The 15,269-nt window shown below is 58.9% G+C and carries 12 protein-coding genes and 4 pseudogenes; 7 read left to right on the forward strand and 9 right to left on the reverse strand.

Annotated features, from left to right (window positions below; genetic code table 11):
* Positions 1–50: 50 nt before the first annotated feature.
* Together IVB12_RS00670 and IVB12_RS00675 are read right to left on the reverse strand one after the other, a co-directional pair.
* The gene (locus tag IVB12_RS00670; RefSeq protein ID WP_247294623.1) at positions 51–395 is read right to left on the reverse strand and encodes a hypothetical protein; all 345 of its coding nucleotides are present in this window, start codon (positions 393–395) and stop codon (positions 51–53) included.
* Positions 395–1,487 (reverse strand): annotated as a pseudogene (locus IVB12_RS00675) (IS5 family transposase). The gene IVB12_RS00670 and the pseudogene IVB12_RS00675 overlap by 1 nt, the downstream one beginning before the upstream one ends.
* 531 nt (positions 1,488–2,018) lie before the next feature.
* On the opposite strand from IVB12_RS00675, the gene IVB12_RS00680 reads away from it, so the two are divergent.
* The 6 genes from IVB12_RS00680 to IVB12_RS00705 all read left to right on the forward strand — a co-directional run bounded on the left by IVB12_RS00680 (position 2,019) and on the right by IVB12_RS00705 (position 10,102).
* Positions 2,019–3,125 (forward strand): ABC transporter substrate-binding protein, encoded by a 1,107-nt coding sequence (locus tag IVB12_RS00680; protein WP_247294625.1) that lies wholly within the window; start codon positions 2,019–2,021, stop codon positions 3,123–3,125.
* Positions 3,126–3,267: 142 nt separating this feature from the next.
* Positions 3,268–4,362 carry an ABC transporter ATP-binding protein gene (locus tag IVB12_RS00685; protein WP_247294626.1) on the forward strand — a complete coding sequence of 365 codons (1,095 nt, stop codon included), beginning with the start codon at positions 3,268–3,270 and terminating at the stop codon, positions 4,360–4,362.
* 20 nt (positions 4,363–4,382) lie between these two features.
* Positions 4,383–6,164, forward strand: a complete 1,782-nt coding sequence (locus tag IVB12_RS00690) for an ABC transporter permease subunit (RefSeq protein ID WP_247294628.1) — start codon at positions 4,383–4,385, stop codon at positions 6,162–6,164.
* A 103-nt stretch (positions 6,165–6,267) separates the two neighbouring features.
* Positions 6,268–7,356, forward strand: a complete 1,089-nt coding sequence (locus IVB12_RS00695; RefSeq protein WP_247294629.1) for an FAD-dependent monooxygenase — start codon at positions 6,268–6,270, stop codon at positions 7,354–7,356.
* A gap of 123 nt (positions 7,357–7,479) precedes the next feature.
* On the forward strand, positions 7,480–8,733 hold the full coding sequence (gene hutI / locus IVB12_RS00700) for an imidazolonepropionase (protein ID WP_247294630.1): 1,254 nt from the start codon (positions 7,480–7,482) through the stop codon (positions 8,731–8,733).
* Positions 8,734–8,872: 139 nt separating this feature from the next.
* On the forward strand, positions 8,873–10,102 hold the full coding sequence (locus tag IVB12_RS00705; protein ID WP_247294632.1) for a M20/M25/M40 family metallo-hydrolase: 1,230 nt from the start codon (positions 8,873–8,875) through the stop codon (positions 10,100–10,102).
* Positions 10,103–10,800: 698 nt separating this feature from the next.
* On the opposite strand, the gene IVB12_RS00710 is transcribed toward IVB12_RS00705, so the two are convergent.
* The 7 genes and pseudogenes from IVB12_RS00710 to IVB12_RS00740 form a co-directional block, all read right to left on the reverse strand.
* Positions 10,801–11,175, reverse strand: a complete 375-nt coding sequence (locus IVB12_RS00710) for a plasmid pRiA4b ORF-3 family protein (protein WP_247294635.1) — start codon at positions 11,173–11,175, stop codon at positions 10,801–10,803.
* A gap of 16 nt (positions 11,176–11,191) precedes the next feature.
* Positions 11,192–11,311: pseudogene (locus IVB12_RS00715) on the reverse strand (plasmid pRiA4b ORF-3 family protein); the annotation flags it as partial.
* Positions 11,287–11,400 (reverse strand): plasmid pRiA4b ORF-3 family protein, encoded by a 114-nt coding sequence (locus IVB12_RS00720; RefSeq protein ID WP_247294638.1) that lies wholly within the window; start codon positions 11,398–11,400, stop codon positions 11,287–11,289. The pseudogene IVB12_RS00715 and the gene IVB12_RS00720, both read right to left, overlap by 25 nt.
* Positions 11,397–12,963 (reverse strand): annotated as a pseudogene (locus IVB12_RS00725) (IS66 family transposase). The gene IVB12_RS00720 and the pseudogene IVB12_RS00725 overlap by 4 nt, the downstream one beginning before the upstream one ends.
* Before the next feature lie 51 nt (positions 12,964–13,014).
* Positions 13,015–13,368 (reverse strand): IS66 family insertion sequence element accessory protein TnpB, encoded by a 354-nt coding sequence (gene tnpB, locus IVB12_RS00730; RefSeq protein ID WP_011931031.1) that lies wholly within the window; start codon positions 13,366–13,368, stop codon positions 13,015–13,017.
* Positions 13,362–13,784 (reverse strand): transposase, encoded by a 423-nt coding sequence (locus IVB12_RS00735; RefSeq protein WP_247294640.1) that lies wholly within the window; start codon positions 13,782–13,784, stop codon positions 13,362–13,364. The genes tnpB and IVB12_RS00735 overlap by 7 nt, the downstream gene beginning before the upstream one ends.
* Before the next feature lie 29 nt (positions 13,785–13,813).
* On the reverse strand, positions 13,814–14,809 hold the full coding sequence (locus IVB12_RS00740; RefSeq protein WP_247294643.1) for an IS110 family transposase: 996 nt from the start codon (positions 14,807–14,809) through the stop codon (positions 13,814–13,816).
* 80 nt (positions 14,810–14,889) lie between these two features.
* On the opposite strand from IVB12_RS00740, the pseudogene IVB12_RS00745 reads away from it, so the two are divergent.
* A pseudogene (locus tag IVB12_RS00745) lies at positions 14,890–15,159 on the forward strand (transposase); the annotation flags it as partial.
* Positions 15,160–15,269 lie beyond the last annotated feature (110 nt).

Here is a 15,269-nt window from a genome sequence, read left to right on the forward strand (position 1 = left end):
GGTCCTAGTTATACCATCGCGTGATCTGATCTAGCAGGCTGTTGAAGAACTCAGCCGCGTTCGCAAACGAAGGCTGAATCGTCGCCATTGTGGATGTAGAAGTGGCCGACGAGCCGGCCCGCAGTGCCGATCATAGCCCATCCGCGACCACAGGACGGATCATTCTCGTCGTGCCCTTCCCATGAGAACTCGGCGCAGGCCGATCCGTCTCGGGTGCCGTAGCGCACGTCCAGGAAGCCCTTGAGAGCCCCAAAGGCGATTTCGCCATCGGACTTGCCCTGGAAGGTGAGATGCGCCTGCTCGACGAGGTCGAGAAAGTCGTTGTCCCAGACGTCCATCTCGACGATGCGCCAGCGGCCGACAAAGGCCTTGGCGAAGCCGGGCACCTTGGCCATCAGCCGGTCTCCGCGATCAGCTTGGGCAGTCGCACCAAATTGTAGGCGGTAGCAGCGAAGGTAAAGGCCCATGCGACGCGATCACGGCCACGAAAGCTGGTCTTCTCTTGCCCGGCGACCGTCTTGATCCAGCCGAATGCCTCCTCGATCCGCTTGCGGATGCGCTGGCTGACGGCATAGCCGCCGTGACGGGTCGTTCGCCCATCAATCGCAGAGCTACGGCCGCTGGTGTTCTGTGCAACATGCGGCGTCACGTTCATCGAGCGCAGCTCATTGACGAAGTCTTCTGCATCGTAGGCTTTGTCGGCGCCAAGCGTGATCGCTGTCGGCCGGTCGGCACGAGGCTCAATCATGTGCAGCGCGGCCACCCGTTCGGCATGCCCGTCCGCCAGCGTCAGGCAGGCGTCGACGAGCAGGCCGTGGCGGTTCTCCATCAACCCGTGCCCGATGAAGCACAGCTTCGTCTCCTTGCCTTTGCCCTTGCGGTAGAGCCTGGCATCGGGATCGGTCGTCGAAGCATGGGTGTCGTTCGAGCGTTTCTGGCCATGGAAGTCCGCCTCGGCATTTGCGGCCGCCCCCTTGGGCCGGCGGCTCGCCAGAGCCGTCCTTCGGCCTGACGCTCTTGATCGAGGCCCAGGCCTCGATCAGCGTGCCATCGACCGAGAAGTGATCGCTCGATAGAAGCTTCTTCACCCTGGGCTGCGCCAGCACCGCCGTGAGGAACTTGGCCGCGATGTCGCCTTCCAGCAGCCGGTCGCGGTTTTGCGAGAACACCGAATGGTCCCAGGCCGCATCGTCGACGCCGATTCCGACGAACCAGCGGAACAGCAGGTCGTATTCCAGCCGCTCCATCAGAAGCCGCTCGGAGCGGATCGAACAAAACGCCTGCAACAGCATCGCCCGCAGCAGCTTCTCCGGCGGGATCGACGGCCGCCCAATCGGCGAATAGAGCGCGGCAAACTCGCGCTCCAGCGCCGACAGCGCCTCGTTCACAATCCTCCGGATCGATCGCAGCGGATGATCACGCCGCACCCGCGCCTCCAGATCAACGTAGCTAAACAGCTCGCCCGTTCGATTGTCGCCGCCGCGCACGCACCATCTCCGAATCCCGTCGGAGCCAATGAATCACGGTCACCGGTCGGCGGCGAGCGCCTTTTTCAACGGCCTGCTAGATACCGCTGCGTACGAAAATCGATGGCTGAAGCCTAATTCAGGCAATAACAGCATGCTCAGGATCGCGATCGGCTCAGCGCTGAAATGGAGTGGCGGCGTCAAATCATGAATTCCTTCGCAGGCGATTGCGGTTCTCAGGTTGCATCCGCGCTTCTTGGCGGCCTACGATTCTGCATCTTTTCTTCTGTGCGGTAGCCTCCGGCACGAACAGGCTCAACACCGATTTCTAATGGCTCATCAACGCTGCAATGGATCGGGACCAATGTGCACATCTCACCTAAGATCGAGGCGTGATCGAATGAAAGCACCGCATTTTACCAATCAGCCGCATTATTTCGGCCATTTGGGTCGTTGAATTAGGAAAATTCGGCGTTCACATGCCTATAACGTCCGTTGTGGAGAGGAAGGTTTTCGGTGGCCCAAGGTCACGGAAAAACATGGGAGGGATCAATGAGCCTATCGGTGAATCGTAGACGTTTCATGCAGGCGGGTTCGGCCGCCTTGGCTGCCGGTGCGCTGCCTTCCGCTTCTAGCCGGGCTTCAGCACAATCACCAGGCGAGCTGCGAGTCCTGGTCTATGGCGGCGATGTAGGAAAGGCAAACATCGAGGCTTATGTGAAGCCGTTTCAATCCGAGACCGGGATCAAGGTAACGGCCATTACGGAGCAGATCAGTGCGGCTCAGATTGAGCTGATGGTCACTTCGAAGAACATTACCGCCGACGTAATTCCGCCAGGGCAAAACGGCGCGCTTATAGCAGCATCGAAGGGCTACCTCGAGCCCATCGACTACTCGATCTATAAAAAAGAGGAGCTAGACGGCCTCGTAGACTTTGCTAAGCAGCCATTCGGAGTTGCCGCGATCATTTATTCCTATGTTATGGTCTACAACACCCAGAAGTTTCCGGCGGGCAAGCCGCGGCCCGAGTCTTGGGCCGATTTCTGGGATGTTAAAAAATTCCCTGGCGTTCGCTCACTTCTGTCCGGCCACCTGGGCGGTGAAGGTCCTTTTGAAGAGGCGCTGCTGGCGGATGGCGTGCCTATGGAGAAAATTTATCCAATGGACATCGACCGAGTTTTCGCAAGCCTGGACAAGATCAAACCGCACATTCGCAGGTGGTGGACGCTCGGATCTGAGGTTCAGCAAATCATGCACGACAAGGCAGCCGACATCGTGAATTCTTATGATGGACGGGCGGCTCTGTTAATCGACCGCGGTTCACCCCTCGAAATCAATCGAAATCAGGCGAAACTGACCTTTGATTTCTGGGCGATCCCAAAGGGAAGTCCAAACGTTCGGAATGCACAGAAGTTTATCGAATTCGCTACCCGCGCGGACCGTCAGGCCGCCTTCGCTCAGCTCATCCCATACGGCCCGACCAACCTCAATGCATACAAGCTTTTGCCAGAGGAGCGCGGCCGCAAACTTGCCAGCCACCCTGACTACATGGCGAAGAGCCTTCGCCTAAATGCGCAATGGTACCTTGAAAAGGGATCGGACGGCCTCACAAATGTCGATCGACTCCGTGAGCGTTGGAACCATTGGATTCTTCTCTAGATCGCCAATGATTTGGATAACGAAGCGCGGCGACTGCGCTCGTTCGGTCGTCTTGCCGGAGTGATCCGACTGCGAGAGCACCGCGTAGCCTACGCACTGCGTCGGCGCGGTTGCGCAATAAGCTCATTCTGGAGCAACAACAGTGAACCTGCACGCATATCCCCTTCCACTTGCCGAGGATGAAGTCTTGGAGAAGAGCCCGATTCCACTTCAGATCGAATTTCGCAACGTCACCAAAACGTACGGGCAGCTCGCTGCGGTCAAAGATCTGTCACTCACGGTTCGTCGCGGCGAGTTTCTGACGATTCTCGGCCCAAGCGGTTCGGGTAAAACCACGACCCTGATGCTGCTTGCCGGCTTCATATCTCCTAGCGCGGGCGACATCCTAATCGCCGGAAAATCCGTCGCAACAGTTCCATCCTATCGGCGAGACCAGGGCATCGTCTTCCAAAGCTATGCGCTGTTTCCGCACCTTACCGTGCGAAAGAATTTGGAGTTTCCACTCGAAATGCGTGGCGTACCCGCCGCCAAGCGGGCGCCGCGAGTCGACAGCATCCTCGAGCGTGTGCATCTCAGAGAGTTCGGTGATCGACTGCCGGCGCAACTGAGCGGCGGCCAGCAGCAGCGCGTAGCGCTTGCCCGCGCGCTGATCGCCGACCCGCCTATTCTGCTGCTTGATGAGCCACTCGGCTCGCTCGATCGTAATCTGCGCGAGCAGATGCAGGCTGAGATCAAAACTCTGCATAAGGAGTTCGACATTACCACCATATGCGTAACGCACGATCAAGACGAGGCGCTCACTCTCTCGGACCGAATCATCGTGATGCGCGCCGGTGAGATCGAGCAGACCGACGCGCCGGAGGCCCTTTACGACCGACCGGCGACACGTTTCGTGGCGAATTTTCTGGGCGAGGCCAACATTTTCGATAGTCCCGATTTCAAGGTCGAATCCGAAGTTGCACAGCCAACCGGCAGCTTGGCTATGATACGGCCGGAGCGCATCCGCGTCGCCGCTCCTGCGGCGTCGCAGCGCATCGATGCAGGCCACCGCCAGTTCGTCACCGGCATCGTCGATAACATGATCTATGCCGGGCCGGTACGGAAATATCGCGTGCGTGTCGGGAGCAGCGTGATCATCGTGCGTGAGCATGTTGCTGCTGCGCAGCAGATCTTTCGACCCGGCGAGGAGGTGCGGCTCGACTGGCTACGGTCCGACGTCCGGTTCGTCGCAGCGTGAGGCGCAGAGAGGCAAAGCTGATGGAAACGCTTCAGAAATTGGGCCGAATGCCTATTGCGCTTACGGTGCCGGCGTTCGTGCTCCTACTTGTCGTCTTCGGTGTGCCGATCGTTCAGCTGTTCCTGACCAGCATTAACGCCCCGGCCTTCTCGCTCGCAAATTATCACGCGTTTTTTGGCCAGCCGTCGAATGTCCGCGTGCTCTACCAGACGGTCGAGATGAGCGTGGTGGTCACGGCCATCTGCCTGATCATCGGATACCCCGCAGCCTACCTCATTGTCGCCGCATCGAAGCGCGTGCGCATTGCGCTCACCGTACTTGTGTTTATTCCTTGGCTGACCAGCGGATTGGTGCGCACGTATGCGTGGATCGTGATTCTCGGCGACCACGGCCTGATCAATAATCTGCTCCTTAACATAGGGCTGATTTCCAGCCCGTTAGAACTCGTCTACAATCGTTCGGCGGTCTACATTGGCATGGTGCACATCGTGCTGCCAATGATGATCTTGCCGCTGCTCAGCGTCATGCTGGGCATTGACAAGTCGCTGATGGAAGCGGCCCGCAGCATGGGGGCGCGACCCTCGGCCGCCTTTTGGCGCGTGTTCTTCCCGCTCAGCCTGCCGGGTGTGCGCAGCGGTACGCTGCTGGTCTTCATAATGTGCCTTGGCTTCTACATCACACCTGCCGCTCTCGGCGGCTTGCGCGACGCCATGCTCTCGACGTTTATCGCGGCGCAGGTTTCGAGCTCATTCGACTTGGCGCGCATCGCCACCTCAGCCTTCATCCTCTTGGGCACTGCCGCCGTCGTGCTCTTCATGCTTGGGCTCGATCTATCTGGTAATCAGGGCATTGCGGTGCAATCAACGCGCGCGTCCCGTCGCAGCAAGCTGCCCTCGCTCGGCACCCTGACAAGATTTCTCCGTGAGCTTGCCATCCCATATCGGGCGAAGCGTTGGAGAAGCCAGCTCTATAGGACAATGGGCGACGGAAGCTGGTGGAAGATGGTCGGCACGGTGTTTGTCGTGCTCGTCGTCTTTTTTCTGCTGTTTCCGGGTGTCGTCGTCATTATCATGTCGTTCAGCGCCGGAGCATTTCTGGAATTTCCGCCCTCTGGGTTTTCGCTCCAGTGGTACCATGCGTTTTTTAACGATCCGGCTTGGTACGGTCCTGCCTGGACTAGCATACAGATCGGCATTGTGGTCGCAATACTGTCGACGATCGTGGGCACGCTTGCGGCCTTCGGTCTCAGCCGCACCTTTCCGCGGCTGCGCGCATTGCTGACTATGCTGATCCTGACACCGATTACCTTTCCAGTCATCGTTGTCGGCGTTGCGGCATATCTCGGCCTTGTCAAACTCGGACTGATCGGAACGATATCAGGCATCGCCCTCGCGCACAGCATCGGCTCAATTGGCTTTGTCGTTGTGATCGTCTCGGCCACTCTTGCGAATTTCGACCGGCGTTTGGAGCAGGCGGCGATGAGCATGCGGGCCGGGCCCCTGCGGACTTTCACGAGGGTGACGTTGCCGCTAATTCGGCCGGGCATCATTGGCGGGGCCTTTTTCGCATTCATCCACTCCTTTGACGAGGTCGTCATCACGTCGCTGGTTAGCGGACTGTCGCTTCGCACTCTACCGTTGAAGATGTGGGAGAACATACGTAACGAGATCGATCCGACCATTGCCGCACTAGCATCGCTGTTGGTACTTCTGCCAGTGCTTTGGTTAGCCGCCCTTTACTTCACCTGGTGGCGGTCGAGGCCGACGGCTCAGCTCACGCGGCCAGAGCCGGCGACGACCTGAGCCGCTTGGTTCCCCCAAATTGTGGATTGCTGCTGAAAGTGCAGGGCTTGGTTCGCCCCGGCCGATCTTGTTTCGGTTTTAGCTGCGGACATGGAGATTGAAGATGAAAGCGTTGGTCTGTGGCGCAGGAGTTGGTGGTCTCTCGGCTGCGATCGGTCTGGCAAATATCGGCTGCCAAGTCGAAGTTTTTGAAAGGTCGCCAGAACTGAGAGCGGCCGGAGCGGGACTGATGCTGTGGCCGAATGCCGTGCGCGCACTTTACGCAATTGGCCTGCGAAGGCAGTACGACGCCATATCGGTTAAGATAGAGAAGTTTTTGAATTATGCGCCGGACGGCACCTTCTTATACGAAAAAAACACCAGCGATTGGCCCGAGCGATACGGAGCTCCCAATACTGTGGTGCATCGCCGCGCGCTCATCGACATGTTGGCCGCAGCTTTGGGAATGAACCACATAAAATTTGGACATGAACTCGTTTCGGTTCGCAATGACGGCGATAAGGCGATCTGCGAATTCGAGAACGGTAAGGTTTACACAGGTGATTTAGTAATTGGTGCCGATGGCATCCACTCCAGAGTGCGGCAGCAGATCCTCGGCGGCGATATCAAGTATCGCAAGAACGAGCATCACGCTTTCCGCATGCGCGGTGTTGTTCCGCTGTCTCAAGTGCCCGTGGATCCAGCAGCTCAGACGGGATATAGCGACGATAAATCTTTTTTTTGTGTTGTTCCTCTGGCTGATGGAATGGCCTATTGGTTCGGCTCAGTGGCTGGAGCAACATCTATTGATGAATTCATGGACCACTTCAGCTCGTGGAAAAATACGCATATTCCAAATACGTTGCGGATTACTCCGCGCGACGCAATCCTGGAGAATGAACTCCATGATTTTGAAAATCCTCCGGATCGATGGAGCCTCGGGCGGATCACACTCTTGGGGGATGCCGCTCACGCCATGATGCCCGACATGGCGCAAGGTGCGAGTCAGACATTCATAGATTCCCAGGTGCTGAGTGAAGTGCTGTTGGCCAATCGCGATGTGGAGTTGGCTCTGCGTCAATATGAGAATCTACGGAAGCCCGTAGCATATCACGTGGTTGATCGGTCTAGACGAGGGGGGCTTCGCAAGAACGGATTTGAGCCAATCGCCGTCCGGTATGAGAAGGAGATTGAGGGATTTGTAGTACGCTGATGACCCTAATGTTCAAATACGGCGAGTGCAGCGGATTTTTGATAGTTGAACACAGGCGCGAGTTTGGGGCGTGGCCAGTGCACAGCGCGACGGAGCGCATCAATTCGACGGAGAATGGCAGTTATGTGGGACGCGATCTGGATTAATTGTAACCTCGCCACGATAGCTGATGAGGCGGGCTACGGAGTGATCATCGACGGCGCGCTCGCCATTCAGGAGGGCCGTATTGCTTTCGTTGGCAAGCGTGACGCTCTCGATGGGCGTCCCGACGAGGTTGCCTCAGAGGTGCACGATGCTGGGGGCGCCTGGATATTGCCCGGCCTCGTCGATCCGCACACCCATGTTGTATATGCCGGGAACGGTCGCCTTGACTTTCTCATGCGGATCAACAACGCGACTTCCGCGGAAATAGCAGCAGCCGGCGGCGGTGTGCGTGGGACTGTGCGGGTGACGCGAGAAACGAGCGCGGAAGAGCTTTTCGCAACGGCTGCCCGCCGGGTTGGCGAATTGATCTCTCATGGGGTCACAACGGTTGAGAGTAAATCAGGCTTCGGTCTAGACCTGCAGTCGGAACTGAAGTTGCTGCGTTGCTCGCGGGAACTGGGAGCCGCACTACCGGTCACGGTTGTGTCGACCTTTCTTGGCGCACATATGGTCGCGCCAGAGTACACCGGCCGGGCGGACGAGTACATCGAGTTCCTGGCAGATCAGGTTCTGCCAATCGCCGTGGCGGACGGTTTGGTGGATGCTGTTGACGGCTGGGCCGACACAATGGGTTTCAGCGATGCGCAAATCGGACGCTTGTTTGACGCTGCCCAATCGTTCGGGCTTCCAGTTCGCCTGCATGCTGATCAATGGAGCGACGCATCCGCAGGCGCGCTAGCGGCGCGTTACCGGGCGCTAACGGCCGATCATCTCGAGTTTGCCTCCGAGGCTTCGGTTGAAGCAATGGCTGCGGCTGGGACTGTGGCTGGACTTCTGCCCGGGACTAACTACCGGTTGCGTGAGACTCAAAAGCCACCAATTCAGTTGTTCCGAAAGCACGGCGTCAGGATGTCACTCGCCACAAACAGTAATCCTGTCAGCTCGCCAACGAATTCTCCGCCGATGATCATGAATCTCGGCTGCATGCTGTTCAAGATGACGCCGGAGGAGGCAGTTCGCGGATTCACGATCAATGCAGCTCATGGCCTGAATATGCAGGACGAGCGGGGCAGTCTCACGGTCGGCAAGGCGGGAGATCTGTCGCTCTGGGATATCGAGCATCCTGACGATTTGTCTCACCTGATCGCGGCCAATCGCTGCGTCGCAGTTGTAAAAGACGGCCGCGTTGTTCACGAAGCAGCGCGTCCGCGGCCCTGGAAGCGACCGGTGTAATTGGGCGGCCCGCGGAGAGTGCTAGAGCATCTTCATCCTGTGCGTTCCAGTATTGGCGAGCAGAAGTCTTTGGCCGCCCGAAATTCTCAAGATCTACTCGCAACCTGTCGCTTTCCATAAAAGGGGCTAAAGAGGTAAAATGTCGCATACACGTAATCCTCTTGTCGCTCTAGTAGATGAGGACCAGGAACGGCTCGTAAAATTCCTTAGCGAGTTTTTGAGCATTCCCAGTCCCAACCCGCCTGGTGACACGCGACAGGTTTGCGCTTTTGTAAGCGACTTTCTGAAAAAGGAGGGGGTAGAGCACGAGGTTTTGCAATGCGATCCCGAACTGCCTAACATCGCAGCCACTTTCGAGGCAGCTAGTGCGGGACGGCATCTCACACTCAACGGTCACATGGATGTATTTCCCGTCAACGACGAGGCGAATTGGACGCGCGGTCCGTGGTCTGGCGCGGTCGCAGACGGCTGCATTTGGGGCCGCGGCGCTGTAGATATGAAGGCCGGAACTACGGCATCGATTTTTACATACCTTTACCTGAGCCGGATGAGAAGCCAGCTCAAAGGCAAATTGTCGCTTACCGTCGTTTCGGATGAAGAGACGCTCGGCCCCTCTGGTGCGCGTTTTCTTCTCGAGCAACATCCGCAATTCCGGGGGGATTGCTGCCTGAATGGCGAGCCTGGCGGTCCAACTTCAGTCTGTTTTGGAGAAAAGGGGCTGCTTTGGTTGGAGCTTCGTGTTCAAACCAAAGGGGGGCATGGCGCCCTGCCACATTTGAGCGAAAGCGCGAACAAGATCGCGGCGAAGTTGATTCAGGAACTCGAAGAGATTACTACAATCGCCGCTCGGGACGTAGCAGGTCGATACGGTGTACCGGCTGATGCTCATCGCGATACCCACGCCCGCAAATTAGCAAGAAGTGTCGTGCTGAATATTGGTCAGATTCAAGGTGGCCTGAAAGTCAATATTCTCCCCGCGTCGTGCACTATACACGTCGATATTCGCGTTCCGGATGGACTTTGGGTGGATGAGGTGAAGAAGAAAGTCGAATTGATTCTGTCGCGCTATCCTCAGGTTGAGATGATTGAATTGCGACGTTCTGAACCAAATATCTCCCCTACGGATCATCCGCTTTACCTTGCGGTGCGCGAGAACGCGCGCGCCGTCCGTGGGCATGAAGTATATCCCGCTGTCGCGCTGGGAGCTTCGGACGCGAGACTTTGGCGTGAGATCGGAATTCCTGCCTTTGTCCATGGTCCGGTCGCGACAGGCATAGGCGGGCGCGATGAACGTATCGAAATCAAGGAATTTATGGACGTAGTGAAGATCCACTGCCTGTCGGCATACGATTATCTGATGGGTTCATAGAGGCGCATTGTTGATGGTGGCTAGGCTGTCCATCCTGGAGCTGCATGTGTGGTGGGCGATGTTGCTCGGATTTGCGGGAGCATCGTCGATTACTTTCTAAACCGCTCGGAAACCGACGACACCGTCTCGTCGCTTAACCTCGCAATCGCTCACGGAGGCGATCGGAAGTTCTGACGCGCGACTACGGGTCTCGCATTCATTCTGCTCGTCTTTGGCGGAATCGCCGTAATTGCCTTGCAGAGGTATAGGAGGAGCGGCTAACTGCGCTCCTCCCAGTTTGCAGCCGGCGCAATGGTCGCAAGGAATTAAGGGAGTCGCTTTGTAAATGCCGTGTTCGATCCGGAATTTGTGCTGATTTGCTTCCGCCCCGCCGATGGGCATTTTCATTCCACGCGAGAGCGCGATCAGGTCGTCCCGCCTCCGCCGCGGCAGGTTCTACTGTTCGACTTGCTTCCATCTGCTTGCCGCTTGATCGCTTACGAGCCCAGTTATTGGGGCGCAATCATATACCCCACGCGGACGCAAGTTACCCGCGGCGCGTACAGCCCCCGCAGAGCGTTAGAGCATTTCCTTGCTTAATTGAATCGAAGGGATTCCGGTTTCAGGCGGATTGTGATTCAAGATGCTGACTGGATTGGAGGCCAGCATCGCATGACCGTTAGCGTAGCTCTGCGGCCCTTTTGATTGACGCTTGACGCCTATTTTGAGCGCGTGGTGCGTCGCCGCGGCTTCCATACGTCGGACAAGGCGTTGACTGCGGCCTCAAGCGCCTTCCTATCGACGACGTTGGGATCGAACCGCTCCGGGCCCCAGAGGCGCATGGGTTCGTGCTCGGGATGGGCGGGGTCGCTGATGGCGTCGAGGTATTCGGCATAGCCTGGCGCACCGCCGACGTCTTCCGGAGGACAACGACCGGCGGCCTCGAGCAAGAGGGGAAGTCCCTCCGACGTGGTGTTCTCGAACCACTTTTCGAGCTTGATCACGTGATCCCAGCTGTCGCCGAAGTCGTTGAGATAATGGATCGTCTTCGCCGGTCTCGCGAACGATATCGCAAAGCCGCGCTTTGCTGGCATCCATGGGCTGGTGGCCGTAATCATTGTCGGGGTTGGGAATCCCCCAATGGACCTCACCAGCGAAGAACTCGAACAGGTGACTGTTCGTCCAGCCGAATGCCTCCTGAAGCGTCAGATGCAGCCGATCAAGGCGCAGGTGACGGCTACGACAAGGCGGCGCATCACCTGCGGCTTCACGTCCTTGAGGGTCACCTTGATCCGGACCGCGGTTGTGTTCAGGCTCATGCCGCCAGCCTCCGATCGTGTGCATGCATTGTATAGGTCGACGCCCAGGGAAGAAGTTCGTCCAGTCGCGCCGCAGGCCAACCATTGACGAGCTTGGCGAGAACGTCAGCGAAGCCAGTGCTCGGCACTGACGCCATTGAGCTTACAGGTCTCAATGAGCGAAGCCAGCATTGCCCAATTCTCGGCGCCTTCGTCGCAGCCGGCAAAAGAGAGTTCTTGGCGTTGAGCTTGATCGGCCGCATCGCACGCTCGACAGCATTGGTGTCCATCTCGATGCGCCCATCATCAAGGTAGAGCGTCAGGCCCTCCCAATGCCGCAGCGCATAGCGCAAAGCCTTCGCCGTGTCGCTCTTCTGCGCAAGGTGATCAAGCTTGGCCTCAAACCACTGCTTCAAGGCTGCAGCCAGAGGCCGGGCATGCGCCTGCCTGCCGGCATAGCGCTCGTCCGCAGATCGGCCGCGGAGTACCTTTTCGACCGCGTAAAGCTGGGCGATGCGCTCGAGGGCCTCGCGGGCAACCGGAGCCCGCGCCGGCGCAGCCTCCCGCTCGATCTTCACAAACTGGCGCCGCAGATGCGACCAGCAGAAGGCGAGCGTCCCGGACAGGGCGTCCGCACGCGTCTCTCGGGTCATGGTCTTGTAAGCCTGATAGCCGTCGCGGTGGATGATGCCGCGATAGCCCTCAAGCAGCCGCAAGCCATGAACGGCGCCGCGGCCCGGTGCATAGGCATAGACCACCCCAGGCGGATCAGGCCCGGCCCAGGGCCTGTCATCGCGCGACAGCGCCCAGAAGTAGCCGGTTTTGGTCCTGCCGCGCCCCCGGATCCAGCACCGGCGCCGGTGTCTCATCGACACAGAGCTTCGAGGAGGCGAGCAGAAGCTCGCGCAGACGATGCCACAACGGCTTCAATTCCTGGGCGGCATAGCCGACCCAGAAGGCGAGCGTGGAACGGTCCAGCGCTATTCCGTGGGTCGCCAGCATCTGTGCCTGGCGGTAAAGCGGCAAATGCCAATGATACTTGGCATCGATCACATGCGCGACCAGTCGCTCGGTCGGCAATCCTCCCCTGATCAGTCGCTCGGGCGCGGCGTGCTGGAGGACGACGCCGTGACAAGCGCGGCAAGCCAGCTTGGGCCGGCGGGTGACGATGACGCGATACTGCGCCGGTACGACGTCCAGCCTCTGGCTCTCATCGTGACCGATCTCAAAAAGGACGCCTGCGCAGCACGGGCAGCAAGTTGCAGCGGGCATCAGGGTCTCGATGATGCGCGGCAAATGCTCCGGCAGCTGACCACGATTGGCCCTGCGCTCGGCCGTCCTCTTCTCGCAAACTCTGGGATTGGCGCGATCCTCGGCTGCTTCGAGGGCCGCGACGGCCTGATCGATATCTTCCAGCACAAGCTGCAGCTGATCAGCGTCCAGCTTTTCCGAGGACCGACCGAACTGCGCATCTTTTGCAAGCTTGAGCAACCGCTCGAGCCTGGCGCAGCGATCCAGCAGAGCCGCGGCAAAGTCACGCAGTTCGGCTGGATCGCTCGGCAGCTCATCAGGCAAATCACTCATTGGCCCAAGTCTGCCATGCTTCGCGCCCCGATGCAGCGAAGATTTGTATCTTTACGCAAGCGCTTTCGGCTGCGGGATTCGAGGCGCGTGCATCCGCGTCCAATCCATGCCGGCCAGAAGTGCCGACAGCTGCGCGGCATTCATCCGCATCACGCCGGCCACGATCGGAGGCCATTTGAAGCCGCTGCCATCGAGCCGCTTCCAGTACATCACAAGGCCGCTGCCATCCCAAACGACAATCTTCACCCGATCGGCGCGCTTCGCACGGAACACCACCGCCACACCCTTCATCGGGTCATGGCCCAGCGTCTCCTTCGCCAACAGCGCCAAGCCCTCCGCACCTTTTCTGAAGTCTACAGGTTGCGTCGCCACGTAAATCATGAGGCTCGCGGGCGGCGTCAGCATGAACGTGTCCGTCTAAGCGCCAAGAACACATCACTCAACACAGCAAGGCCAGGAGTCCCCCGCAGCTCCACTCGTGCACCCTGGAGCTCAACCGTAACAACGGCTGCTTCCGGCGACCCAGTGGGCTCTGCGGCCGCCGGCAACGCTGATTCCGACACCACCGGCACGAACGACAGCGTGTCCGCCGCCGCCGGCAATACCAACTGGCCCAAACGCGCCCGCCGCCGCCGGTCATGCACCTGCTGCGGCCGGCAGCCATGGCGGCGGGCGACATCTGTTACAACCGCGCCCGACTCGAGGCTTTCCGCGGCAATCTGCGACTTCACATCATCCGGCCAGCGCTTGCGACCTGCGCCAGCATACACTTCGATACGCGGTGACAACGGTTGCCTTATGTCGTCCGAATGGTCGTCCATTGTGAGCACCCTTGCTGAAGATGACTCTTCTAGCGGTGCTCCCGAGACTCCGCACAAACAATCCGATGGGTCTCTACGCTACGCTTACCGACGACCATCGGCCGACGCCGTTCAAGCAAGGCTTCGATCCAGCCGCCTCCCACCCGGGAGCGTGCCTTTGGGTACCGAACGACGTTGCGTGCTCCGATGACAAGCAAGTGCCTGAGATAGGAATCGCCCTGCTTTGTTATGCGGCCGAGCCGGTCCTTCCCGCCGGTGGAATTCTGCTTAGGCGTCAGGCCAAGCCAGGCCGCGAACTCCCGCCCGGAGCGGAACATGGTCGCGTCCGGCACGGTCGCGGCGAGTGCCGTGGCCGTAATGGGACCGATCCCGGGAATCGAGGACAGCAACTTCGCCATCGGATTTACTTGCTGGATCTCAGCCAGTTCGCGCTCGATGGCCTCGACCTGCCGGTCCAATTCCTTCAGTTGGCTCACAAGGACGACCAGTGCGATGAGGGCGTGGGCCGGTAGCGTCAGTCCTTCGTCATCCAACAAGTCCACTAGACCATCCACCCGTTGCCGGCCTTGCCCGACAATGATTCCGAACTCAGCAAAGTGAGCCCGAATGGCGCAAGCTCTCATGGTGCGTCGGCGGACCAGCAAGCCTCTTGTACGATGAAGCATCAAGAAGCCCTGGTTCTCGGCGCTCTTGATTGGAACGAACCGCATATTGGGACGACTGACCGCTTCGCAGATCGCGGCCGCGTCAGCGGCGTCATTCTTGGCTCCTCTTCGGAGGTAGGGTTTAACATAGGCTGGCGGAATCAATCTGACATCGTGTCCAAACTGCGGAATATCCCGCGCCCAGTGGTGAGCAGTCGCGCAGGCTTCGATGCCGACCAGGCAAGGTGCGAGCGAGGAGAAGAACGACACGATCTCGCCTCGCCGGAGACGTTGGCGACCGGCCACTTGGCCTTGGTCATCAACTGCATGGATGTGAAATACGTGCTTCGAAATATCCAACCCAATTGTGGCGGCTTCCATTGGTCAATTGCTCCTGTTAGCGGGTTCGTCCATCGCCAGTATATCGCCGGCGCCGAGGGAGCGGGGCCGTCTTCCCCATCAACGGCCGGCTGCGGGATGAATTGTTGAACGAGACGTTGTTCACCTCGCTGGCCCAGGCCCGCGTCGCGCTCGGATGCTGGCGCGCCGATTACAACGACACACGACCACACTCACGGCTCGGATGGAGGACGCCATCCGAGTTCGCCACCACCTGCAACCCGCGACGGGATCTGGCGCTGCGCTATGCTGAAGGCTCCGCGCCAGCTCCCGTCGCTACCACCGCCCAAATGGGCAAATCCCACGACCGGGGCGAACTCAGGACTGGATAGAACTTGATGTGGTGGAACGGCCCGCTCCAACAGCATCAAAGTGCTAGAACGTGGTCGTTGTTCGAACGCCACAAAGGAGGGACCGTTCCATGAAACAGGTTATCACCATC

It is taken from the genome of Bradyrhizobium sp. 179 (genome assembly GCF_023073535.1).
Taxonomy (GTDB): domain Bacteria; phylum Pseudomonadota; class Alphaproteobacteria; order Rhizobiales; family Xanthobacteraceae; genus Bradyrhizobium.